General features: G+C 48.8%; 24 protein-coding genes. All 24 read right to left on the reverse strand.

The features are described 5' to 3' along the window. Window positions 1-2031, reverse strand: a 2031-nt coding sequence (locus QOX44_RS17285; RefSeq protein WP_283684986.1) for a glucosaminidase domain-containing protein, incomplete at its 3' end; no start/stop codon positions are given. Window positions 2032-2067: 36 nt separating this feature from the next. Beyond that, window positions 2068-2424, reverse strand: a complete 357-nt coding sequence (locus QOX44_RS17290) for a hypothetical protein (RefSeq protein WP_283680995.1) — start codon at window positions 2422-2424, stop codon at window positions 2068-2070. A gap of 15 nt (window positions 2425-2439) precedes the next feature. Further along, complete coding sequence (locus QOX44_RS17295; protein ID WP_283680996.1) at window positions 2440-2970, reverse strand: hypothetical protein; 531 nt, start codon at window positions 2968-2970, stop codon at window positions 2440-2442. 780 nt (window positions 2971-3750) lie between these two features. After that, a complete protein-coding gene (gene xerA / locus QOX44_RS17300; protein WP_283684988.1) occupies window positions 3751-4743 on the reverse strand; it encodes a site-specific tyrosine recombinase/integron integrase in 993 nt (330 codons plus the stop codon). 47 nt (window positions 4744-4790) lie between these two features. Beyond that, window positions 4791-5456 carry a carbohydrate-binding protein gene (locus QOX44_RS17305; RefSeq protein WP_283684989.1) on the reverse strand — a complete coding sequence of 222 codons (666 nt, stop codon included), beginning with the start codon at window positions 5454-5456 and terminating at the stop codon, window positions 4791-4793. Window positions 5457-5815: 359 nt separating this feature from the next. Then, on the reverse strand, window positions 5816-6424 hold the full coding sequence (locus QOX44_RS17310) for a hypothetical protein (RefSeq protein ID WP_283684990.1): 609 nt from the start codon (window positions 6422-6424) through the stop codon (window positions 5816-5818). Between the two features lie 13 nt (window positions 6425-6437). Further along, the gene (locus QOX44_RS17315; protein ID WP_283684992.1) at window positions 6438-7961 is read right to left on the reverse strand and encodes a phage tail protein; all 1524 of its coding nucleotides are present in this window, start codon (window positions 7959-7961) and stop codon (window positions 6438-6440) included. Between the two features lie 11 nt (window positions 7962-7972). Continuing rightward, entirely contained in the window at window positions 7973-8794 is an 822-nt protein-coding gene (locus tag QOX44_RS17320) for a phage tail domain-containing protein (RefSeq protein WP_283684994.1), read from the reverse strand. A 63-nt stretch (window positions 8795-8857) separates the two neighbouring features. After that, the gene (locus tag QOX44_RS17325; RefSeq protein ID WP_283684996.1) at window positions 8858-14734 is read right to left on the reverse strand and encodes a phage tail tape measure protein; all 5877 of its coding nucleotides are present in this window, start codon (window positions 14732-14734) and stop codon (window positions 8858-8860) included. Window positions 14735-14809: 75 nt separating this feature from the next. After that, window positions 14810-15004, reverse strand: a complete 195-nt coding sequence (locus tag QOX44_RS17330) for a hypothetical protein (RefSeq protein WP_283684998.1) — start codon at window positions 15002-15004, stop codon at window positions 14810-14812. Window positions 15005-15070: 66 nt separating this feature from the next. Further along, a complete protein-coding gene (locus QOX44_RS17335) occupies window positions 15071-15226 on the reverse strand; it encodes a hypothetical protein (protein WP_283685000.1) in 156 nt (51 codons plus the stop codon). A gap of 11 nt (window positions 15227-15237) precedes the next feature. Then, the gene (locus tag QOX44_RS17340; protein WP_283685002.1) at window positions 15238-15624 is read right to left on the reverse strand and encodes a hypothetical protein; all 387 of its coding nucleotides are present in this window, start codon (window positions 15622-15624) and stop codon (window positions 15238-15240) included. After that, window positions 15621-16295 (reverse strand): hypothetical protein, encoded by a 675-nt coding sequence (locus QOX44_RS17345; protein ID WP_283685004.1) that lies wholly within the window; start codon window positions 16293-16295, stop codon window positions 15621-15623. Before QOX44_RS17345 ends, QOX44_RS17340 begins: the two co-directional genes overlap by 4 nt. A gap of 3 nt (window positions 16296-16298) precedes the next feature. Continuing rightward, window positions 16299-16637, reverse strand: coding sequence for a hypothetical protein (locus QOX44_RS17350; protein WP_283685006.1), 339 nt, complete (start codon window positions 16635-16637; stop codon window positions 16299-16301). Continuing rightward, the gene (locus tag QOX44_RS17355) at window positions 16634-17083 is read right to left on the reverse strand and encodes a hypothetical protein (protein ID WP_283685008.1); all 450 of its coding nucleotides are present in this window, start codon (window positions 17081-17083) and stop codon (window positions 16634-16636) included. The genes QOX44_RS17350 and QOX44_RS17355 overlap by 4 nt, the downstream gene beginning before the upstream one ends. After that, complete coding sequence (locus QOX44_RS17360; protein ID WP_283685010.1) at window positions 17070-17411, reverse strand: hypothetical protein; 342 nt, start codon at window positions 17409-17411, stop codon at window positions 17070-17072. Before QOX44_RS17360 ends, QOX44_RS17355 begins: the two co-directional genes overlap by 14 nt. Beyond that, window positions 17395-17679: a phage head-tail connector protein gene (locus tag QOX44_RS17365; protein WP_283685012.1), complete on the reverse strand. Its 285-nt coding sequence runs from the start codon at window positions 17677-17679 to the stop codon at window positions 17395-17397. Before QOX44_RS17365 ends, QOX44_RS17360 begins: the two co-directional genes overlap by 17 nt. A 31-nt stretch (window positions 17680-17710) precedes the next feature. Then, a complete protein-coding gene (locus tag QOX44_RS17370; RefSeq protein ID WP_283685013.1) occupies window positions 17711-18907 on the reverse strand; it encodes a phage major capsid protein in 1197 nt (398 codons plus the stop codon). Beyond that, the gene (locus QOX44_RS17375; protein ID WP_283685015.1) at window positions 18904-19599 is read right to left on the reverse strand and encodes a head maturation protease, ClpP-related; all 696 of its coding nucleotides are present in this window, start codon (window positions 19597-19599) and stop codon (window positions 18904-18906) included. The genes QOX44_RS17370 and QOX44_RS17375 overlap by 4 nt, the downstream gene beginning before the upstream one ends. Next, window positions 19596-20789 carry a phage portal protein gene (locus QOX44_RS17380; RefSeq protein ID WP_283685017.1) on the reverse strand — a complete coding sequence of 398 codons (1194 nt, stop codon included), beginning with the start codon at window positions 20787-20789 and terminating at the stop codon, window positions 19596-19598. Before QOX44_RS17380 ends, QOX44_RS17375 begins: the two co-directional genes overlap by 4 nt. 12 nt (window positions 20790-20801) lie before the next feature. Continuing rightward, the gene (locus QOX44_RS17385; RefSeq protein ID WP_283685019.1) at window positions 20802-22481 is read right to left on the reverse strand and encodes a terminase TerL endonuclease subunit; all 1680 of its coding nucleotides are present in this window, start codon (window positions 22479-22481) and stop codon (window positions 20802-20804) included. After that, complete coding sequence (locus QOX44_RS17390; RefSeq protein WP_283685021.1) at window positions 22468-22824, reverse strand: P27 family phage terminase small subunit; 357 nt, start codon at window positions 22822-22824, stop codon at window positions 22468-22470. The genes QOX44_RS17385 and QOX44_RS17390 overlap by 14 nt, the downstream gene beginning before the upstream one ends. 106 nt (window positions 22825-22930) lie before the next feature. After that, window positions 22931-23269: an HNH endonuclease gene (locus tag QOX44_RS17395; protein WP_283685023.1), complete on the reverse strand. Its 339-nt coding sequence runs from the start codon at window positions 23267-23269 to the stop codon at window positions 22931-22933. Further along, on the reverse strand, window positions 23256-23462 hold a 207-nt coding region (locus tag QOX44_RS17400), incomplete at its 5' end, for a hypothetical protein (RefSeq protein WP_283685025.1). The genes QOX44_RS17400 and QOX44_RS17395, both read right to left, overlap by 14 nt.

A 23462-nucleotide genomic window follows, 5' to 3' on the forward strand; every position in this document is an offset into this window, starting at 1 on the left:
CTGCACGATATACTCGTTGCTGCTCGCACGCCGGCGGATGATGTATCCGACACGCTGGTTGTCATACTGGCCGTCACCGTACCAGCTCTTGTAGGTTGCACCCTCGCCGGATCCTTTACAGTATGCGTGGCCTGCATCGTACCACTTACCGTTGCCGGCGTAGATGTTTGTGTGCTGGAGATCAACGTAAGTCACGATATCACCCGGCTGCAGGTCGCCCGATGCGATCAGCTGTTTGACTGTCTTGTTGCCGATCTTAAGCAAGTCGCAGGTCTTTGTTACTGCTGCCTTTGTCCCGGCGCCCCATGAGATCGTACCACCGAGTTTGCCATAAAAGATACCAGTATCCTGCGGGATAAGACCTGCCTCTTTCAGTGCCCACCGTGCCAACAATGCGCAGTTGCAGGCTCTCTTGCCTTTTTTCAGCGCCTTGTTCCACTGCTCCTCCAAGTATTTTGCCGGATTTCGATATTCCCAGTCATGCCCAGTTGCGATGTCGGACTGGAGCTGCATCTGAAATACCTTGCACGCTGCGATAATATCGCCGCTGATCTGCGCCGCCGGCGGATAGATCTGTGTACCGGACTCATCGTATACTCTGTATCCCGGATGACCGTCCGCACACTTTTCAGCCTTTGTCAGGTTGTGATAAGCTCCGATCTGGCTCTTTGCATCCGCCCAACTCTTGCGCACGCGGTACCACTGCTGATCTGGAGTGTCCGGCAGGATCTCTCCGGATGCCTGATCGTATTTGTCCAGATCAAAACGCTCAATGATATTGCAGATCTTATCAACGTAATTGACATCTGTCGCATAGCCGCCGCGCTTAATCAGCTCAATCTGATCGTGATAGTTTTTGCAGTTCTGGATACCATCGTAGCGCAGCTTACTTCCATTCTGAGCGCCAAGCAGATATGCGCAGCGGTCAGCGATGCTGTCCTCAATGCACGGATATCTTCTAAAATCGGCGTAGATGTAGTACGTGTTACCGGAGGCATCCTGCTCCGGCGTGCGGATATTTACTTTGCTTTTACCATCCCATGTGCTACCCGGCCATGTGTTACCGGATAAACTCGTTTTCATGCCACATACATTGTTCGCTTTCTTCGCGAGCTCCGTGGTGCAGTATCCGCTCTCCAAGATCGTCTGCGCCGCACAGACCGAAGCAAACAAGTCATTCTTCTCGGCGATCGGGCGGCTGATTTCAAGGAGTCTTGCCGCTGCTGCCGTCTCGGACAGACCTGTAAACTCTGATGTCTGCGTACCTGATGCAGTTGTCGTGTTGGTATATACTGCTTTACCATTCCAGTCGTACACTGTGTAGCCCGCAGGACAGTTCGCTTTTGCGTTCTCCAGACTCAAATATGCGCCAAGCTGCGTACCGGCGTCTTCCCATGTCTTACGCACACGGTACCACTTCTCCGGCTCCGAATCAGTAACTTCAAAATTGCCATCCAACGCCGCCTTAACGTCAGCACGAAAACCGTTCATTGTCAAGCCAAATCTCCCCCACACATGTGTTGGATCCACATGATCACTTGACAATCCGGCGCGGCGTCCCTCGTCATGACTGGAGATCAAATACAAGCCTGAAGGCAGTTTTGCAGTTGGATTCCACTCGTGCCGGCGGCAGATGTCTGCACACAGCAGCACAGCCGTATTATAGCCACGCATAATGTCTTCTTTAAACTTGTCAGCATTTAATACGTCGTAGTCCGCTCCGCCCGTGTAACGGATATAATCCGATTCGCAGATTTCAAACGTGATCAGATTATTGTTACCGTATCCGGCATCCGCCCAAGACCGCACATCCTCTGGCAGACACTGCAGCACCTTACCATCGGTATCACAGTCCACAATGTACGTCACACACGCAGATACCGCAGGCTGATTCCAGTAGTCGGCAACGGATTGAGCGGTACCCTGCCCCGTGCCGATCGTGTGCAACTGGATGCCGATTGGCTTGCGTTTTACATTGCGTTGATAACAACGGTTGTTTTTCAAATAGTTTTTAATGATATTCAGTTTCATGATAACAGCTCCTTTCTGTGTATATAAAAGGGTAGCTTATTCGCCGCCCTGTGAATTATTTACTTTCCCATCGTCCAATAGATCTTTTACACCCAGAAACCATTTATCAATAATTTTCATTAAAGCATCCTCAGTGACAAAAACTTGAAGCCATGAGGGCAACAATCCGCGAGCTTGCTGCACTACCCATTTCAGCTTCTGTTTTCCCTGCCCGGATTCATTGAACATATGTTCAGCTTTCAAGATCAGCTGATACACATCCATCCGAACGCCATCCAGTCCTTTTGCTTTCATGTACTGCACAGTGATTACGATAGTTACAATAAATAAAATAGCCAGCGCTACGATCAGCACCGGCATCGGAATCTGTTTCAAAAATTCTAATAATTCCATGTTTTCTCCTTTCGATTATAAAAATGTTCCTTCTGTTGTGCAGCGCTGATATACATTCTTGATATTCTGCACCGCAAAGACCGCTTTGTTGTTTGGAAAATCAGGGTGTTCGGCACAATAGCGCTCATACTTTGTAATGTCCTCCATGATCTGATCGAAGTGTTCCCTTGTATGTCGGTCATTGTGTCGGATTTCATCGTCGAAGCGTAATATCCTATACCGCCATGTCAGTGCCATCCCTTCGTCTCCGGATTGCCGCAGGCAATTTACTGAATCGTTGAGATCGTCCAGTTTCCCCTCCAATCCCTCGATTGCCTTATATATGCCGCCTCTAATCTCTATGCTTTGGTTATACCATTTTGGATACTGTTTTACCTGCTCGAAAACTTCTTGGATCTTGCGTTCTTTCTCGCCCTGCAGCTCCCATTTTTTATGCAGGTAATCAGTGATCGCCTTTAAGAGCTTAGCAAAAAAGACGATGGCCGATATAACAACAGCCACCGTCGCAACACTTAATCCCCCGAAGGCGCTCAAAAAATCGTCCAATTTACTCACCTCCTTTCCGGCCGGTACCGTACCGGCCAATAAAATAATTAACGAGTTACTTACAAAACACGAATATGTTACAGTCACGCGGAGGCTGGTTGTCTGATTTGACAGTCCAAGCATCATCAAATTCAGTATTTAAAGTAACATTCACACCATTCCCACGCGAATGCATAATACTTATCCCTATTGTCCGCGGTGGAATTCAATTTCCGGTATGGGTTAATCTGTTAGATAACGGATCGGCTGAAATCGCTGCCATCAGTACAAACGGATCTACGTTAACGGGGCGAAATATACAGTGGATTGCTATTGGGCGTTAGATTACCTGTGTAATACCACGGATACCGTATAAACAATCAAGATGCACTGCATTATATGTCCAGCCCGCAATTTTGTCGATTTTTACTCCGATTCTATGGGACGTTAAATTGATATCAATGCTGATTTTTGCATTATAAGTAGCACCTAAATAGATATTTTTAGTAACCGTCCCTGTAAAATGCGGGATGATTACCTCATAGATTTTGTCTTCGGCAATTGTCAAATGCACTATAAATACAGTGCATTTGCTTGCATCACCAGGGATGGTTGCATAATTAAAATTGCCTATCGTGCTACTCGGATACAATGTGCCATCCCATAACCGGATAGTATTCGTGTTTCGCAAAAGACACATTTCGTCGCTTTTTTATTCTCACCATTGCAACGTTTTGTTGCTTTTTCGCATGACAAAAAATCCGGAGCATCGCGCCGGACTAAATAAATCAATTTATTTACTTATGCAGCGTACTTTTGATAGGCTGCACGCACATTGCTTTGGCTTATATAGCAGTATATCTGTGTTGTCTTTAAGTCGGCATGTCCAAGGATAGCGGCCACATCCTGTATATTCATGCCGCGATCCAGTAGGTTTGTCGCCAGTGTCCTCCTAAACCTGTGCGGATGCACGTTGTCAACGCCTGCTGCAGCTCCGATCCGGCGCAGCAGTGCCTCAATCCCATTTTTCCCAATCCGATTACTTCCCTTCCCGGCAAATAGTGCATCGGAGAAATCCCGCCGCAAAGAGATATACTCTCTCAGGTGCATTGCTGCCACCGGCGACAAATAAACGATCCGCTCCTTGTTGCCCTTTCCGATCACGGTACACTCTAAAGAGTCAAAATCAATATCATCAATGTCCAGTCGTGCCACCTCAGACACGCGGCACCCGGTGCTATACAAAAAATCCACCAGTGCCAGATCCCGGATATTATCACACGCCTGCCGGATCCGCTCCATATCCACGGCGCTAAACGGCTTTTTGACCTGCTTGCGGTACTTAATCTGTGCCAGTGCAGCGCACGGATTACGGCCAATCAGCCCCTCTGCTGATAGCCAGCCAAAAAAGCTACTATAACATCGCCGCATGCCATCCAGCGTCCGGTTTGATATACCTCCCTGCTGCCTCCTGTATGACAGATAAAACCGTAGGTCATACGTTGTCACCTCATACAATGGCTTGCGCACAAAACGGATCAATGCTAAGTCTGCATCATAATAGCGGCGCAGCGTACTATCAGACAACCCCTCTACTCGCTTTGTAGCGATATATTTACGCAGCTGGCCCTCAGCGCTGTTATCCGCCACGGTAACTGCTGTGCAGCGCTCCTGCACCTCGTATTGATTAAGCTCCAGTGTCAGCACGTCTTGTACGATTGTCAGAGTTTCTGACGGCACTCTGCTTTGTAATGCTGCCACCACTGACTGGATAACGGATAGTCTAATATCCATGATAATCACCTCCCAGCCTATCATATCAGGCTAAGAGGTGGTATGCATCACTCGCTTACTACATGCCACAACGACTCTGTTCCTACTACTCCTGGTTCCCATACATTGTTATCGACATTAGATTCCCACGTCTTGCCGTTGTGTGTCACTCGGTCGCCCTTGTGATACGGGTTAGTGCTGTCCGGCTGCTCCCACGGCAGCACCTCTCCTGCCGGATCTGTCAGGATTTTTGCCCATAAGCTTGGAGCTGCATGCGGTGCCCAGTCCAGCTGTGCCTCGTGATCCTGCAGACATTTATATAATCCCCCTCCATCTCTCCGTCTATCGCCTGTTTTATAGGCTCCGTCCGCCTGCCACTCGGGGTATAAGTCTTTGACGGTGGCAGCCTGCTCATCTGACAGATATGCGATTGCAGTATATACATCCTCCTGCTGCATGTCCTGTGGTGTCCGCTGTCTCAATCCAAATGTCACAGACACGGTATCATCAAGATTAATCCGCAGATGCGGTCCGATCAGTTCCAGATTGTCATACTTTGCTGTAACTGCTCCACTTTTCTGGACAAACTGCACTGACGTTAGATTCTCGGTTTTTAATTTCTGCGCCAGCTGCTCCAGATCATCATAACTTTTTATATCTGTCACGATATTGGACAGGTCTGCTCCTTCATGGATCTGGATTTCAGATCCGTCTTTTAAGATAATTTTTTCCATAATATTTTTCCTTTCTTTTTTTATTTTTATAAAGTGCACACTTAACAAAACACGAAAAGCCAGATTTATGATCTGACAGGATGGACTCATATTCCCGCCGGAAATTACAACGCCGGAGAGCAGCGCTTTGTTAAGCAGGGTGTAGTTTTCCGCGATTTGATCTTCGTGCTCCAAGATGGAGACGCGTTTGAATATGTGGAAATATGCAGCCCATTTGGACATCTTCCGGATTCGTACTTTAAATTCCAGACGACAAAAGGCGCAGCAAGCATATTTGTGGCAGCATCGATCGGCACGATAGATTTGCGATTTATGCCGATGGATGTGCGACAAGTTTTTTATAGGATTTAACTTGCATATTACCACGTATTTTCGAGTCGCACGTTTGCCGCGGGGATCATCACAAAAATATGCTGCCCCATGCCAGACGCACTCTGGATCATGATGCGGTACATATTTGCGCTGCCGTTATTCAAATTTGCATATGCGCGCATTAACCCGCTGTCTGATATTAATATTGCTGTAAATTTGATTTCAGTGGATGAGGCAGTTAAATTGTCCAGTAGTCCCATTTGCAAAAAACTGCCCCCACCAATGTTTCCACCAATAAAAATGGGTAAGCGGCGTTTTTCAGCCTTCGAGACGTCTACCAGCAGATTGATCTGTTCGCCGCCATTGCACCATTTGCTTAAAACAAACGGTCTGTAGATCATATTCGTGTTTAGATCATTAACTTGTTCTTGTATATCCTTCCCCACTCTCGCATCCAAGGCATATCCTGGCGCGGTAGTGGTCTTGTTATTGACAATGACATCCGATCTGATCTTGCTTAAAATCTTATTCCAAAATGCGCTCCATTTTGTTTTTCGCAGGGATGCTGTCCCGGCATTTCCAACCGCGATCAAATCCTCATCTGTTACTTCTGTTTTTTCCGGTAAGTCCGTGATACGTTTTGTTGATACTGCCATTTTATCTCTCCTTTCATTCAGTCGCGATGACGTTTCTCAGTGCCTCAATGATTTCCTTTACTGATTCCTCCAGTTTTTTGATCCGCTCTGCATCTGCTGCCAATCCCGACAGATCCTCAATCATTTGTAAAATATCCTTGCCCTGTACAGTAAGGCTGTCTGCGTCTATCTTAGCGCCTGTCATAGTAGGCGCTTGCAGATAAGCATCTGTAAATTGTGCTCCCTGGATCACCTGCGCAAACATCGCATTTGTGGCATCCTGCAGGTCGAGCTTTGCTGCAGTGACGGCTCCATCTGCGATCATATCCGTATCCGTCCATCCATCCGGGATATTTGCTTTGCCAAGCTCTGCATAGGTGTCACTCAGGTTACCGATGCCGCCCAGGTCCTCCTGCATATCCTCTACTTCCTGGCGCAGATCATCCAGGTTCCGATTAAATGTTTTGATCGTCTCCGTCTTTGCCAGGCCTGCCTCAAAATTTAAGATGTCTGAGACATTAATCTTACCCGTATATTGGCCATCACCGGATATTACAAAATTGATGATCTCGGATGCCCGCTTTAACTTTTCCTGCATTTGTGTAAAAGTCAGGACAGTGCTGGATAATTCGCAGGTGTTTTTCTCCGACTTTTCCGGGTAGGTTATCATTTTTACAATCCGCTGCCAGGTCAGCGTTTTTGTCTCCCGGTCGATCAGCCGGACCTCATCGCCCAGATCGTAGGATAAGATCCCATAGTCTTTGCGCTGTCTGGCCAGATCGACTACGCTGCAGGAGTAGGACTCCTTTGGTTTGGACAGCTCCGCAAGTTTTAGCTCTGCATCCTCTTTTAGGGCCTGCGCATCTGTGTAAGACTCATCTTTCCAAATGTACGCCAGCTTTTTAGTAGAGTACTGATAATTCTCCAGGTAGTTTTTGCCGTCATTTACGGATTCGATCGTCAGCCCTTCAGCCCCGTATGGGATGATGATTGTGTAATAATCGCAGCTGTCCGTCTCCCTGGTGATCTCTTTAAGGTTTAAACCGTCAATAAAATAGGCACCCTTACGGGCGCCTTTGCGATTATAAAAATGTACTTGTTTATGCAGCGTGTCAAACTCATGCTCGCACATCCATGCGGCGCACAGGTTGTTAATTACCTGCAGGGCGTTACAGTCTACCATACCAGCTGATCGTACTTTATCTACGTCACAATACCCGACCGTCCAGCCGGTCCCGTTTAAAGCAGTTTCCGCCGCATCCCGGATATGTCTGTCGGTAACGGTAAACGATGCAAACGGTTGTCCCTGCAGCTCCTCCAGGTTGAGGATACAGGTCACGGTCATGCCGGACCTGCTTTTGTGACTGATTTTTTTAATGACGTATTCATCCGTCCGGGTCCTGACATAGTATTCATTTTTCAGCTCGATCTCATCCGGGTCCTTTACGGTAAAGGACAGGTTTTTATCTGCCGTATCCAGATCTTTTTCTTCTTTCAGGTCTGCGTACCGCGTCAGCATTCCCAGCTGATTATGGTTTTGGTCATAAATTTTTAGCATATCCCCATCCTCTACATAAATCGTGGCTTACAATTTACTCTCACCCGCAGCCAGTTATTATTTGTCCGTATCTCGTTATCTCCTGGCTGCAGGGTGGGCAGCGCCCATATATCTACATCCTCGATCTTTGCTTCCCCGTCCTCTGTGATCAGCCCGGTCTCCCCGTCAATGAGGATCTTTTTCTCCGGCGTGACATTGCGGATCACAATGTCCAGATCATCCCCGGTGCGCACATCCCGGCACAGTCCCTGGATCGTCAGGTTATTGTAGTCATAGCCGCCGATCGCTGCCTCATCATCATCTACAAAATAGGATCCATCCTCATCACACAGGAGGTATCCGTCCATCTGGTCTTCCGGCACGTCCACTGCTCCGCCAAGCGGCGTGATCTCCAGCGTGACGGGCGTCTCTACGGTGCCTGTATTTGTGATCGTAAAGGTCGTGTCGACCTCGATCGTAAATGTCTCCTGGTCCAGATATTCGTAGCCGACAAATTCCAGGCTCAAAACATGGAATTTGTCCTTTGACGTCTCTGTGACACTGTATTTATTGAGGATCGCTTTAAACTTATGATCCGTCCGATCCGGCTCCAGGATCACGGCACCCAATAGCCGTGCCAGGATACGGCCCCGGTTATCTACGATCTCCTGATAGTCCTTACCCTTTACCCACAGATCTATGGTAAATGGTTTAAATCCCATATGGTTGCGGATAAAGATCGGCCGGTTGCTGCCCTCATTCCATACAGACTCATTGGCCAAGGCATGATGCCCGCCTATATATCGGGCTTGCCTGGCATTTGCCTGCGCGATGTCCCATCCATCAATCAGCATAATGCCCACCTTCTTTCTTTCAGTATTCCGACTGCACCAAATTGTGTAGTCGGAATTTTACTCTTACCATCCCCTATTTCGCAGTGTCGCTGCGTCCGCATTTGCCTTATCCATGCCCTCCCGGATCTCTCCGATCAGGGCGTCTGGGTACATCACTACCTGCAGCCGCTCCAGCTGATCCATGCGCTTTAACATCGCGCTCATCCCGTTTAGTACCTGCTGCATAGTCCCGGCCATGTAACTGGTATCCACATTGACCACAGGCGCAGGGATCTGGTATTGATCCGTCAAATGGTTTATCCGGGCGATCCCAAAGTTATTTATCCCGGCTGTTTCCGCCTGCATGGCTGCCTGCTGCCTGCGCAGCTCCTCCTTGGCGTCACCAAACATCTGGCGTATCATACTGCGGGAGGCTTTGGCTGCTGTCTTAGCACCGTCCTCCATACCCTCTGCAACCCCGGCCGGGATCTGCGGCCCCGTCTCCCGTCTGAACAGCCGGGAAGGGCTGTGGATCTCTGCCGCTGCTTCTATTTCTCGCTTGATCGACCGGACGACTTTTTTGGATGCCTTTCTGATCTTTTTCTCGTTGGTCAGAGCTTCCAGGAGTCCGTCCAATGTATTTTTCCCGATCATCTTGCCCTGCGGTGGCAGCGCGGATAGCTGTGCAGATATGGTATCTACGACCTTTGCCGTGCTCTGGTAAAGCTCCACCGAGTTTGTTTGTTTTCCAATCCCGGCGATCAGGCTGGAGACAGCACCCTCTCCGATGCTCCCGGCGCGCCCGATCAGGTTGCCAAGCTCTTTGGACATGCCTGTATTAAGCTCTGCCAGCTCCGCCCGGTAGTCTGCATTTAAAGCGTTTAAAGCGCTCTGCGCTTCCAGGCGCAGGTCTGTGATCTGCTTATTGGTCTCCTCCCGGAGCTTTTCGTTGTCTTTGACCGCCTGGGATTGTGCCAGCTCGTTTTTTTGCTGCCACATCTTTTGGTACTCATCCAGCTGCTCTGCAGTCATATGATTTAGAGAGTAGATAGATGCTGCCGCATCCGGTCCCATCTCTTTTAACTCATCCATCAGCTCCTCAGACAATCCCTTTTTGCCAAGCTCATCCAGCTGCTGCTCCCACAATGTCAGTCCTGCCACCTGGGTTTTTAAGTTGTAAAGCAGCGTGTCCGCGTCATATCCTTCGGAGTCCCACGCCTCAAACAGATCCATCTGTGAGAGGATGTCGTCCTTTCGGCCCTGCACCGCATCCTGATAGGCTTCCTGCAGATCTGCGATGTCCTCTTTTAACTGGTCATTGATCTCTTTGGAGTTTTCTGCATATTCCTCATCCAGCTCTTTGCGCTGATCGTTAAACTCCTGCAATGCTTCCAGGTATTTCTGATCCGCTTCGATCCGCTCATCGGTGCCTACGGCAAATTGCTTCCGGGCAACATTCCAGTATTCCATCTCTGCTTTTGCAGACACCTTGTAATACACCTTATATTTGTCCAGGATATCGTTTTGGACATTGACATGTGCCTTTACGCGTTCTTCCTGCGCCCGCTTTGCATCCTCCGCCGCCTTGGCCTCCTCATCCTTCATTTCTTTCCGGATATCTTTGATCTGCTTTGTGGCGTCATACCAGGCCTGTGTCCCTTTTTTTAAGCCTTTCCGTACTTGCGTCCAGTAATCCAGTTCCGTCTGTAGGGACTGGTCGTTTAAGATCTCCTGGTTTGCCAGGTACTTGGATGCTGCCTGGTAGATCTCTCCGTAATAAGTCTCTGCATCCTTTTTCTTTTTCCCGGATTTGCGCGACACGTTAAAATTCTTTTCGATCTTTTTTTCTGCTTTGGCCATAAAGTCCGCGCTCTTGTCCGCTTCTTTTCCTGCCTTTGCCAGGGCTTTGTTATAGGCATCCGTTCCCTTCTTCATGTGCTTGGATACCTGATCCCAGTACCATTTCTCATCTGAGATGGATACCCGCTGTTTTTTCTTATATTTCGTCAGCCACTGGGTCGCTTTTGTATAGACGTCATTGGACATCTTGTCTGCGGCATCACTTGCCAGGGATGCCTTATCGGATATACCAAACGCCGTGCCTTCCGGAATAGCGTGTCCCACAACTCTCCTAAATTTTTTGGACGGGGAATTGATCTCCAGATTCCGTTTCGCTGCTTCCAGGGATTCCACGGCTACTCGTACTGCCTCATTGACCGCATTTGCCTTGCCGTCACGGATGCCTGCAGCTACGCCGGCGGACATGTTATAGCCCGCGGTGCGGAACGCATTTTCATATGTCCGCACTGCCGCCAGCGTCTGCTGCGCCATCTGGCGCGCCTGCTCGATCGACTGTGGTTTCCCTTTTCCGATCCCGGTGCCATATTGCGCGGCTGCCTGCTCGCCGGCGCTCTGGTACTCCGGGGCTTTTTCTTCGGCTGCCGTTGCTCCTGCGGATGCCATCTCGCCGGACGCCTGCTCCACTCCTGCAGTGCCTGCTCCTGCGGTGGCCTCACTTATCATTTGCAGCAGCGTATTATAAGCATCAATCGCAGACTGACCGCCCTCCGAAATACCCGCTGCAAGCTCATCAACGCCAGATATGCCCATGTTTCTTGCGATCTCGGCAAATCCTTCAAACCGCCCCTGTATGCTGCTATTTAGCCGCTCTATCGCCTGCTCCGGCGATGTTTCTCCGCTTGCGATCCCTTCGGCAAGTCCTTCCGGGATCGTGACACCGATCTGCTGCGCTACAGACACGGTATTTTCAAGCGCCTCCTGCATTGTGCCTTGTGCTGCCGTCTCGATCGCTGCTCTGAGGTCGGAAAAGTCTACGTCTGACGATCCCATGTCATTTAGCATCGCATCCATTGCAGTACGGTTGGCCGCCTCTGCCTTGGCGGTCTGTTCAGAAAAGTCCAGCCCCTCTCCCCATTTGTCTGCGATCCCTTTTAACTGCTCATATCCGTATTCGCCCTGGTTTTCCCAGGTGTATACCATGTGCTCCAAGAGCTTCGCATACTCTGTCCCGCCGTCCTCGATCTCCCGCATGACCTCCGGTGAGAACAGAGCTTTCCCGGATTCATCCGTCATCTGACGGACCTTTTCCAGGTTCTCCTGATATTTCTTGACCCCTTCCAGGTTTCCTTTCAGGATCTCATTCATCTTTTCGGTGGTAAGGTCTTCGCCGCCGTCAAACTTGTCGGTGATCGAGATCTTATTTTTTAAATCGGATTCAATGTCCGATACCGTCTCCTGGTAGGCGTCTCGGACTTCCTGTATCGCTTCCTTTTGTGCGTCTGCCGCTGCTTTTTGCGCTTCCGCGCTGTTTTCTGCAGCCTCCGCCGTCCGGCTCGATGCATCCTCAACCTTCCCGGCCGTCTCCAGGCTGATCAGCCCGACACCGGAGATGGTTTTCCCGGCTTCTTCGATGGATGGGATTGTATCTTCTGCTCCTTTCCCATAGTCCCGAAATGCAGCCTGTCCGCGCTTTAATTCATCCGGTGTCTCCGCCTGCACGTTATACAGGTTCTTCGCTGCATTGACATAGGTTTCGGCATTTTCATCGCAATCCTGGAGGATCTTTTTTTGCTCCTCCAGGGTCTTGTTATAGCTGTTTGACTGTTTATCCAGCCCTTCCAGGGATGCGTGCATGATGCCGGCGGCTTCCCCGCCGTCCCAAAACTGCCCGGTGATGACTGCCATACGGCGCCCGGTGTCGCCGGAGGCGAGCTGCTCCTCTGCCTCTTTAAACTCCTCCATCGTAATGACGCCATTCTTGAGCGCGTCCTGATACAGCTTCATAGCCTCGGTCTGGTAGTCGGTGTCAAAATTTCCAAGCGCCTGCTCCGACTGGATCTGTCCGATCAGGTCCCGCTCCTGCTCAAGCAGCCTGATCCGCGCTTCGGCGTTGTCCTTCCCAGACTGCGCTTTGTCCAGGTTTACCTGGGCTTCCAGTTTTTGATTCACCAGCTCCTGCGTAGCTGCCAGCACCGCCTTTTGTGCCGCGCTCTCCTTATAGTTGGCGATCAGATCCTTAAGCTCCATGTTGGTCGTGCTCAGGACATCCCGCTCGGCGTCATACGCCCCATTCAGCTCCGGGATGGACTGCGATAACTCTGATACGATCGCTGCCATCTCCTGTTTTTGCACAGTAGTCCGCTGCTCTACACCATTTAATTCCTGCAGCCTGCTCCCAAGGGCAGCCACCCGGTCAATCCCTTCCGTGGCGCTGTTAAACTGTGCCCCTACATTTTCCACGTTTTGCCGGATCGCCGCGGTGCTGTTTGTCACATCCTGGTAAAACTGGTCTACCTGCTCCTTCGCCGGCCGGATTATATCCGCTGCAGCATTTGCCATCCCGGCAAGCGCAGGGGTAACTGCATCCGCGATCGGTGCGATAAACCGCTCCTGCAATGCGGATCCAAGGTTTTTGATCGAGCTCTCCAGATCACTAAACTTTGTCTCCTTTAGCTCATCCATGGTCCCTTGGACATTGCTGTACGCCTCGTTGACGTCATCCAGGGCAGTGATGACCTGCATCGCATTGTCCTCGCCAAGCGCCGACCATACTGTCGATGCAACAGTCAGCGCCTCCTGTTTGTTTGTCATCTCAGACAGGTCCTTGATGACAGAATAAAAGACATCGCTTGTCGATGCCTCTCCGTTTTTCCAGGATTCAAATAATTCGGCTGTCTCTGCCGAAAAGCTGCTTAGATTATCCTCGATCCGCCCATCTGCAAGCGACACGCCAAACTCTTTGACATAATCATTTACTTTGTCCAGGTTGTAAGCGCCGGAGTTTAAGCCGTTTTCCAGGATGGCAAACATCTCCTGCGCGGAAAATCCCGCCTGTCCCCACAGCTGCGCGTACTCTGTGATGTTATCAACAAGTTCCCCCGATCTATTCAATCCGTTTTGTGCGCCGGTTGCGATCAGGTCAAACGCAGTAGTCGCATCCACGCCCATCGTCTTTATCATGACATCTGCAGCACGGATGGACTCGTTGACCTCCATCCCAAACGTATCCCGCAGCGTGATCGCAGACTCCGTAATATCCCTCATGGCCCCGTCATCCAGCTCGCCCATGATCTGGATGATCTCAGACATCGCATCCGCTACATCCTGATAATCCTCCCCAAAGTTGCTGCCCTTGATCTGCTGCATCACTTTCTGATACCGCTTTGCAGCAGATTCAGACAGCCCGGTACTTGCAGCAAGCTGCGCAGATGCCTTGCTGCTATCCAGCATCGTATCCTTGGCAGCTTCCAGCCCCCTCTCAAGCATCTGCGCTCCCTTTTCGATGGCAGCGCTGGTCAGGTTTGCTCTTAACGTATCCCCAAAGGTGTCTGTATCTGCTTCCACTTTGGTGATCTTTTTTCCAAAATTGTCAATACTTGTCGCGCATTTGTTGGTTGACTCCTCTGCCTCCTTTAAGTAGGCGGCGTTTTGTTTTAATGTATGATTGGCCTGTACCGCCTGCGCCTGCGCCGTGTTCAGTTTCGTTTCCCAGTCCCGAATACGATCGCCCGCACGTTTCCAGTTTGTTTCTCCCTTTTCGATGGCGGCGCTTAATTGTTCGACTACCTTCCTTTGCTCCTTGGCCTCCTGGGAGGTATCACCATAGATCTGCTCCATTTCCTGCATCCGGTCTGTAGCCTTTTCCAGGTCAACCCACAGCTTCTCCAGTCCCTTCCCGACATTATCATAGGATTCCTTCGCGTGCTGCAGCCCGTTCCTGGTCGCATCGACTTTCCGGTTCTGCTCCTGCAAGATCTTTGTCAGGATCTCATGCTTTTTAGACAATGCCTCCAGGCTGTTCTCCTGTCCCGCAAATTCGGCTTTTAACAGCGCCATCTCTGATTTTGTTGACGTCAGACCTTTATTGATGCTAGTCAGTGCAGCTTTAAAATCCTTCTCACCATCCAGCCGTATGCCTGCTACAATATCATTTTTTCCCATGCCATCTCACCTCGCATTGTCTTTTTATGGCAACAAAAAAACGCCCTCTCGGACGTTTCTTGTAACTTTCTTTTTTTATTTTCTATGGTTAAATTTGTCACTGGCGTCTATCCGGTCGCATACCCATCTGGCAAATATCAGCCATGGGACCATAATGACCAATGACATCCCTGCCACAATCAGAGCGCCGGCCGGATGGATCAAAAACATCCAGGTCAGTATCAGTATATATACCGCCAGTGGTATCCGGTATAATATCCATCTATACATCCTGCTGCCCCCTTCCGGTTTTGTGATACTCTTATTATACCACGCGGCCAGAAGGATGCAAGCGGATCACGGCAGATCATCAATAGAGCTGCCCTTTTTTTCTTTTTTTCTGATTCCGTTTAGATCCAGATACTCATTATAGATCTTAAAAAATTTGCGCGGCGTCATGCAAAATAGCTCCAGCTCGGAATATCCCAGCTTTGCCGCTCCGATATAAAGCATGCGGGCAACATTTAGCCGTTCTGCCGCCCGCTCTCCTGGTTTGGGTCATCACCATCCGGCTCCGGGATAGAGTCCCCATATGCCTTAAAGATCAGCCCCATGACAAGGTATTGATTGTCCAGTCCGATAAACCATCCGATCTCTTTTTCTGTCGGCGGGGCGATCTCCTTTTCCGGGTGCTCATAATGTGTGCGTTCGGCGTCATCCTCAAGTAGGATCATTAGCACGTCCCGCAGGACATGATCGCTTAAAGTCCCCTCCACGATCATATCCAGCACATCACTTAAAGGCTTATCGTATTTGCTCTCGATCGCGTCAATGGCGTTTAGGGTAAAGAGGATCCGCCTCTCTACCCCGCCGATCACGATCGGTACACCTCTCGGCCTTAGATCGCTCATTTTTTCTCTCCTTCTGTTTTCTTTGGCGCAGCTGCCTTTTTGGGTGCGGCTGATTTTTTCGGTGCGGCTGCTGCAGCGTCATCTGTATCTACAGAGAGCACCGATGCTTCGCTCGCTGGTGTAATACCTACCTTTCCATCCAGATATTTTTTCGCGGCTTCCAGAGTCGAGAAGGTATACTCTTCCTTCCAGACGCCATCCTCCGGGATAAAAATAGACCCTTCCAGCGTGACATGTCCAAAGTTAGTATTTTCCTGCTTGGTCTGGTTGTCATCGGTCGGCTCTGAAAACTGTACCTTTTTGTAAAACTTTGTCTTATATCCAGCGTCAGACAGTCCGACTGCACCGACACCTACAAACGGTGCCTCGCTGCGGGAGTTATGTACGACTCCGCTGGTGGCTCCCTCCGGCATTGCCTCCTTTGCCTCCACATGCCCCAGCAGGTAGTTATACATCTCATCCTTATCCTTGTTTGCCTCCCAGGTGAGTGTCCCGCCTGTGACAGAGTTATCGACCTCCGTCTGTCTGTTATCCCCATAATCCTTTGCGGATGATTTTGTCGGAGCGCCATTAAACGCGGCGGTCTCACTAAAATACTTTCCCTCCGAGTATGTTCCTGCTTTTTCGTCCAACTTACCAAATACTACATATTCGATTCCTTTTTTTGCCATCTTTTACTCCTCACTTTCTTCCGTGTGGCATGGTATGACCACGTGGATCGTCTTTGTCTCTGCCTCATATAATGTTGTGATCTCGCTGACCGTAAATCCTTCCTGTAAAAGCGCGCGCTTTAGAGTTTCCCGGTGATGCCGGAACTCGCCATCTTTTGGCGCAAAGAGGTGCACCTGCCACCACACGACTTCGTCTTGCGGCTGGTTGTCTGCATAATTGATCAGCTCATCCGCCTCCTCGTTGTATACGATATACTCCGGTTTTATCCCGGCATACTCATAATATTTTACAGGCAGCCCGGTTTCTTCAAGCGCGGTCTTTAATCTCTCTTCTGACCTCACACAGCTCCCACCTCCCGCTCAAATACTGCGCGCATTGCGGCGATGACGTCCGTTTCTGCCCGGATCACTGCCTTTTTGATGACCGGGGTAGCCGGGCGCCCCTTGACGCCATATTCCAGATACACCAGCTTCTCCATGTTGCGCAGCCGGCGTCTGCCGGTCCCCTCTCCATGGCTCTTGCGTGACTGCCGGGTCTTTTTAGACGCATATCCGGTCGGACGGGTGCACATGTAGTAGGACCCGTTTGCCGTATAGGTTAATCCGGTTGGTTTGATGGATGCGACCATCTCTCCGGTGTCCTTATGTTTGGATGCCTCTTTTATGACTTCTGCCTGCAGCACCTCCATGCCGGCGTCCATCATTTTCGGGGCGACCTCATCCAGACGCCCCATGCGATCAAGCTCCGCCATAAGGCCATCAAACCCGTGCACATCAAATTGTGCCATCTGCCACCCTCCTCTGTCGCGCGCGGTGGAGCGCCACATCATTCGACTTTGGCTCTAGGCTGCGTATAGTTTGCACCTGCTCAATCTCATAAACTTCTCCGTCAACCACCGCTAAATATTCTGTTGTCAACCACGGTCGCAACGGAACGCGGAGCACGCGGTCGACCTGAAACTTCTTGGTCATGGATTCATAAAATCGTTGTACTCCCACCGTACGTTCCTCGAAGCGAAGAGTCTCTTTGGCACTTCCGGCATTCCCCTCTTCATCAATCAGAAAGAAGGTGCAGTTCCCATCATTATATGTCTGCACTTTATTGTCTCGTCTCATATGACTGCACCTTCTTTCTGATTCGGAGGGAAATTACATCGCCTGAGTAGTTTCTCCAAAAATCAGGCAGAGCCTTGTCTCTTTCGTACATCACATGATTGAGTAATAACGTCTTTTCCTGCGTTTCTTCATCGAAGTCGCACTCACCGATTCTTTTGGTAAGTGCGTCCTTCGCCCGCTCAATCATACTTTCGAGCTTTGCATCTTCCGTCTCCGTTGTCTCCCATGTAATGTCGAGATAGTTTTTTACTTCATCCAGTAACTTCATACCCTACCTCCACATAAGCCGCAGATCACTTCTAAGATACTTTTGCCGCATTAGCGTCTGTGATCGTTTTTACCGTTAAGATCGCCGGTTCGAGTGCTGAGATGTCCAATACCTCAAATGCGTTGTTGTCCAGCGGTTCCCCGTGGCCATAAAGCTTTACGAGATATACTCTCTCGTCTTCGAGGAAATGATATTCATCCGAGTATTCGATTTTCCCAGACTTCGCTGTTCCGACACCCATAAAGTAACGCTTTGCCAGACCGATCACAGCCTTTCCTTGCGGCACATGGGTGGACTGCACGACGGTTGTCGGATACGGCAGCACATTATTTACATACGTCCCAGACGGTGTCATGATTGTTGTTCCTGGCATAATCTTTTTGAAATAATCAACTGGATTTACGACCAGAATCACATGATCCACTTTTCTTGGCGTTCCGTCCTCTTTCTTCGCGAGTCCTGCCAAGATGTCCCCATAGCTCACGGTATCAAAGCTTGTTACTTTCTTCGCTACCTTATCCGGATAAACGCCGCCTGTCACAGAAACGTCTTTACCTACTTGCTTCATCATGCCGATTGGCTCGTTCTTTCCGGTACCAGCAATAATTCCTTTCTCCAGTCCATTATACAACGCTTCCTGAAGGATATCTCTAACATAGCGATCCAGCCATGCAGGCCCGAGGTCAAGCATCGCCTTACAAACCGGAAGGAAAGCAGACAGTTTGTCTAAACTCATGTTCACTTTCTTGAATCCAGAAGTCAGCTCTTTTGTAATCTCTGCACACAAAGGCGACCACGTCGCAAGTTCCACACCGTTCGCATTTACGATCATCTCAATCAGCCCTGATGTATTCTGGAAATAGATCTCATTCAGAAGCGGATGCTCTGTCGTCAGATCCTCAAATACGGCGTCAATCGTCGTCTTCGGCATGACAACGTCCAGATCAGCGAGCGCCTGCTTTGGATTCGCACTGTGCATCGCATCAATTACCTTCTCGTAATAGGCGCGCTCTTCGCTTGTAAGCTGACGCGTGCCACGGCTTGCCAGAATGGCAGCATCGTTTTTCTGTCTGATCAAGTCTACCTCTGCCAGAATATTCTCCTGGATGTTCTGCGACAGATCTTCAAACGCTTCCTGGAATTTATCTTTATCATTCTCCGTGATCGCCTGATTCATCTTCTCCAAAATCTTTGCTTTGTCTCTTGCAATTTCATCTTTATTTCTCATCTTTTACCTTCTTTCTGGGATATTCCCGCAAATAAATGCATTAAATTTTCTTTTTCTTCCGGAACTTCATCCTTTTGTTTCGGATCTGATTTCTGCCGCAAAAGTTTCTGCAAAACAGATTTCCGTACTGACTGGCTATATTTTGCCTGCGCTTCTGCTCCGGTTACAATCGTGGCAAAACCATACTCCAGCGCTTCCTGTGGCGTCAGCCAGCTTTCCTCATCGAGAAGCTGTTTGATCTCATCTTCGGAAATGTTCACATGCTCCTTGTAGGCATTTACAGACAACTGCGTCATCTTATCGAGATCATCCGCCGTCTTCCGGAGCTCCTGCGCATTCCCTTCCGTGTAAGTCCACGGATTATGGATCATCAACGCGGATGCGTTCGACATGATCCGCTCATCTCCGGACATAAAAATAACAGACGCGATGGAGCACGCAAATCCGTCACAATAGGTCTTGACCTTTGCCATATGCTGTTTCAGGCAATTATATATCGCCAGTCCCTCAGCAACCTCGCCACCGTAACTGTTCAGATGCACATTGATCACATCCACATCAAGCATGCTGATCTGTTTTGACAGGTTGTAAGATGATACATCTGATTCCATCCATGGCCACGATGTGATGTCTCCGAATATGGTTATGTCAGCTTCTCTTTCTTTTGTTTCGAGCGCAAAATACTTTTTCATGATTTCACCCCTTCCTGCGCTTCATTTTCCTTATCCAAACCTTCCAAGAGATCTTGGATGGTAGAATAATTCTTTGTCATAAAATGCCGGTTCGCCCATTCCTCATGTATTTCCGGGTATCCGATTACTCTCAATATGTTGTTGATCGTAAATGCTCCCGAAGAAATCAGCTTATCCACCGGCGTCGCAATATCAAAAATATCAATATGTTTCACTGATGTTGTGTCAATCTTGAGATAGCGCCCTTTCTGCATAGCTGCAAATCCATACCGCTTCCGGTTGATCTCATCTTCCAGCATATGCGCAAGCGGATCAATGCAAAAGGTAAGCAGCTCCTCTGTCGCCTTTCCGGTATCCTGCACATCTCCCTTTGCCAGCGACGGAGGAAAAGAAAAAGCCCTGGCAGTAAAATCAAAAACATCATCTGTCATGGCTTTTATATCCCGTGTGCTCTCGTTCGAGTAAGTCTTACTTCCGATATCGTCATAGCTGTATCCGGCAAAAAGCGGAAGAACAGCATTATCTGAAGTAAAGAACTTCCGAAAATAATTATTCATAAGCTCCTGCATCGTTTCGTTGAAATCATCCGCCGCCTGTGCCTGCGCGTCAATATTCAAAATACCTCGTCTTCCTCTTGAGGTCTGGAACGCTTTCGATGCATATACGATCAGTTCTTTATATGACGCGTAAATTCCGTTGACCATCCGCTTCATATCTACTGAGTTCAGTTCAAAATACAAAACATCGCTCTGGAAAAATGGCTTCTCAAACGAAAAATCTCCTACTGTGACGTTTTTAAAAACATCATCATAAAGCGCATATCGCTCGACCTCATACGAATCAGCTACCACAATCTGCCCGGATGCAGAAATCACAAGAGCTTCATTATCCCTGTATAACTTCCCAATCAGCTTTGTCAGAAATGCTGAAGAATTCTGATTTTTATTCGGTTCTACATTCCACATGTAATACTCTGATTCTTTTACTTCTTTCCCGTCGTAAAACGTCTTGAACTCACATTTACTGACTGCATTTGCAATTTTATTCACACACGTCCAAAACGCAAGCTCGCGGAGGTAAATGTCATTCATGACATCGAAAAACTCTTCTCCCTCCACTGCAACAGCTGCCACCTTCTCTGACTCGACGCCGAGTCTATGCAGGATCCATTTCTTAAAATTCAATGCCACTTCATCACCTCCTTAATACGTATATACGCCCATCTTTGGTACTGCGAGTCGTGGCGCCGCCGGAAGGGCATCTTCTATCGTCATGCTGGCAACCAGTGCCAGAAATGGATCTGTCTTCCGAGACTTCGCTTCAATCTTTCCGTATACAAAATTCCCCACGTCAGCATCATCAGCCCCAAGTCTGCGACCGCTTCTGATCAGCTTTGTATTGTTTACTGCCCATCTCAGCACTGGGTTATCGTCCCAATTAAACCACTGATTCACAAAACAGGAATCAATGACCGGAACTACCTTCATAATATCCGACGGCCGCACAAGCTTCATGTTCTTATAAATTTTGGGATCAAATCCGATATCCCTTAAATATCGGCTCAGTAACGCAAACCGGAAATCGTCAAGTGCCAGCATCTTAATGTCGTAATCCTTCTTTGCTTCCCGGATATATTCCGTGATCACAGTCGGATGAATCTCTACGTCATCAACCAGCGTGAGTTTCCCTTCCTCCGCCCACTCTTTCCACGGACATTTCATTCGCGGTATGTCTTTTGAGTGCAAGCATAGCCACGAATGATTGATGTCAAATCGCTCATCACCTTTACGAAAATGCAAGTTTACCGACGCAAAGTCTGTCACTTTCATATAATCGATTCCACATGTGCAGCTCCATCTGTGCAGGACAGGTATGATCTTATTGGTGGCTGCAATATTTTCCCAATCGGTAACTTTGATCTCAAGCGCCCCGTCTGGAAGATTCATTCTTTTTGTCATAAATGCCGGAAGGTGCTGGGGATTCTTCGCCCACTCGCGGTACTCCTTGCGCATCTCTTCCTTCAGATCTGGCAAATATGGGAGCGACGGGTTTGCTTTTTCCCAGTTTGACTCGTCATGAACCTCATCTTTACTATCCAGTCGGCAGATAAACGGCAAAAATCCGTTATCCGGGTCTCCGCCAAATAAGATTCCTTCCGCCTCCTCCAACAGATTATCGAGCGGTCCCTCCCTGACGTCTCCCTGTGTCGTATAATATGACCTCCTCGGGTGCTTCTTTTTTCCGAGGCCGGTCGTAAAAACATTTATATTTTTATAATCCTCATACTGATGAATCTCATTAAAAATGACGATCCCTGAGCGGAGACCGTCCTTTCCTTTTGGATTGTTCGTCCTTCCCTTGATCGTCGAGTTCGTTTTCAAAGATACAATTTTCTCTTTTGTCCAGTAAAAAAACTTCTTGAGTTTTTTGATATTCTTCGGCATCTCGAAAGCATTGATGATATCAAATGCCGGCCGTAGCGCCTGCTCCTCATTGTTTGCACAGATGTCAACGTCATATTCTGGGATTCCATTATACGGCGATGACAATGCGACGCTTTCCAGTGCAATCGTTCCGTCCTTCCCCGCGCCACGACCAAGCATGCACAACAGATCCGGCCAGCGCGGCATTCCGGATTCTTTCCAGTAAACACAGTCATGGAGACCGATCACAAACTTCTGCCACGGAAATATTGTCTCAAACGGAAAATACCGCGCAAGCGATATATACTTTTCAAGCTGTACTTCATCCGCATAAATATCTTCATTCTCAAAACAATATTCCACATGATCTATGAGTGCCTTAATTTCCTTACAGGCTTTTATTTTTCCGGATTTTACATCCTCCATAAACTCCGTAAGATGCTGACTACAGTTCATCATCTTCACCGCCTCCACAGGTCGATGGCTTAATACCGATGCTGTCCAAAATCTTAAGCATCTGCGTATTGACCTTTAACGCCTGCTCAACCGAATCATTTTTCTTATATCCGCTCTGCCCGCCCCCGTTGTTATACCGCACCGTCACGCCTCTGGTCTTGATATCTTTCAACAACAGATTTTTCGTAACCCAGAGATCCATGTAATCTTTGATCATGTCCAGATAATACTTTCCGGTAGTCTGGTTCATTTTCAGCTGTGACAGTAGGTCCGATCTGATAGATTCATATTCTGCACTGCCTTCCATTTCCTCCACTGCGATTTCACACAGCCTTTTTCTTGCCATCTTTCTCACCACCCCTCACGCGTTCTCCGCGTCTCTTCTTTGTCGTGCCCCCTCCCGGTCAGCCGTTCCCCCATTAAAACGTCAATTTTTCTGACCGGGGGTATATTTACCACCGTTCCTCCGTCAAAAGTTGCACTTCTTTCCGTCTTCGATACCCGTGTCTCGCCTCGTGGCATTCATGGCACAGGCTTACAAGATTTCTGTACTTCTCCCCCTGGAATGTGTACCAAATCTCTAATGCCAGTTCCGGATGTTTTTTTACGAACTGGTTGTGATGCACGGTCGTTGCTCTCGTGTATCTTCCGTGTGTTTTGCAGTCCTGGCATTCATTCTTATCCATATCCAGCACCTGCTGCCGCACTCTCAACCATTTACCCCATACGTAAAAACGATGCATATCATCCCGTATGCATCGTTTCACAAAAGCAATATCAGCTTCCGTCATATGGCAGCCACCCTATGATGTTATCGTATATGTATTCCCCGTCAAATCTGCTCCACTCACACTGTCCAGTCATCTGGCAGCGAAAGTATTTTGCAACCACTTCTTCTCCGTCTTCAAGAAGAGTAATGTATGTACCACTCTTTGAAGGATATCCTGTGTTCCATATCATTGTTACATCTACTTCGCTTTCTGC

The sequence above is a fragment of the Parablautia sp. Marseille-Q6255 genome (assembly GCF_951230155.1).
Classification (GTDB): domain Bacteria; phylum Bacillota; class Clostridia; order Lachnospirales; family Lachnospiraceae; genus Choladousia.

Coding starts and splice junctions, on each gene's coding strand:
- QOX44_RS17335 (WP_283685000.1), bottom strand. CDS start 15,226: ATGCTTTATATCGGAGCGGCAAAGCTGGGATATTCCGAGCTGGAGCTA.
- QOX44_RS17325 (WP_283684996.1), bottom strand. CDS start 14,734: ATGGGAAAAAATGATATTGTAGCAGGCATACGGCTGGATGGTGAGAAG.
- QOX44_RS17345 (WP_283685004.1), bottom strand. CDS start 16,295: ATGGCAAAAAAAGGAATCGAATATGTAGTATTTGGTAAGTTGGACGAA.
- QOX44_RS17370 (WP_283685013.1), bottom strand. CDS start 18,907: ATGAGAAATAAAGATGAAATTGCAAGAGACAAAGCAAAGATTTTGGAG.
- QOX44_RS17390 (WP_283685021.1), bottom strand. CDS start 22,824: ATGGCAAGAAAAAGGCTGTGTGAAATCGCAGTGGAGGAAATGGAAGGC.
- QOX44_RS17330 (WP_283684998.1), bottom strand. CDS start 15,004: ATGTATAGATGGATATTATACCGGATACCACTGGCGGTATATATACTG.
- QOX44_RS17395 (WP_283685023.1), bottom strand. CDS start 23,269: ATGACGGAAGCTGATATTGCTTTTGTGAAACGATGCATACGGGATGAT.
- QOX44_RS17305 (WP_283684989.1), bottom strand. CDS start 5,456: ATGGAAAAAATTATCTTAAAAGACGGATCTGAAATCCAGATCCATGAA.
- QOX44_RS17315 (WP_283684992.1), bottom strand. CDS start 7,961: ATGCTAAAAATTTATGACCAAAACCATAATCAGCTGGGAATGCTGACG.
- QOX44_RS17375 (WP_283685015.1), bottom strand. CDS start 19,599: ATGAAAAAGTATTTTGCGCTCGAAACAAAAGAAAGAGAAGCTGACATA.
- QOX44_RS17320 (WP_283684994.1), bottom strand. CDS start 8,794: ATGCTGATTGATGGATGGGACATCGCGCAGGCAAATGCCAGGCAAGCC.
- QOX44_RS17385 (WP_283685019.1), bottom strand. CDS start 22,481: ATGATGAACTGTAGTCAGCATCTTACGGAGTTTATGGAGGATGTAAAA.
- QOX44_RS17360 (WP_283685010.1), bottom strand. CDS start 17,411: ATGAGACGAGACAATAAAGTGCAGACATATAATGATGGGAACTGCACC.
- QOX44_RS17290 (WP_283680995.1), bottom strand. CDS start 2,424: ATGGAATTATTAGAATTTTTGAAACAGATTCCGATGCCGGTGCTGATC.
- QOX44_RS17355 (WP_283685008.1), bottom strand. CDS start 17,083: ATGGCACAATTTGATGTGCACGGGTTTGATGGCCTTATGGCGGAGCTT.
- QOX44_RS17365 (WP_283685012.1), bottom strand. CDS start 17,679: ATGAAGTTACTGGATGAAGTAAAAAACTATCTCGACATTACATGGGAG.
- QOX44_RS17340 (WP_283685002.1), bottom strand. CDS start 15,624: ATGAGCGATCTAAGGCCGAGAGGTGTACCGATCGTGATCGGCGGGGTA.
- xerA (WP_283684988.1), bottom strand. CDS start 4,743: ATGGATATTAGACTATCCGTTATCCAGTCAGTGGTGGCAGCATTACAA.
- QOX44_RS17310 (WP_283684990.1), bottom strand. CDS start 6,424: ATGGCAGTATCAACAAAACGTATCACGGACTTACCGGAAAAAACAGAA.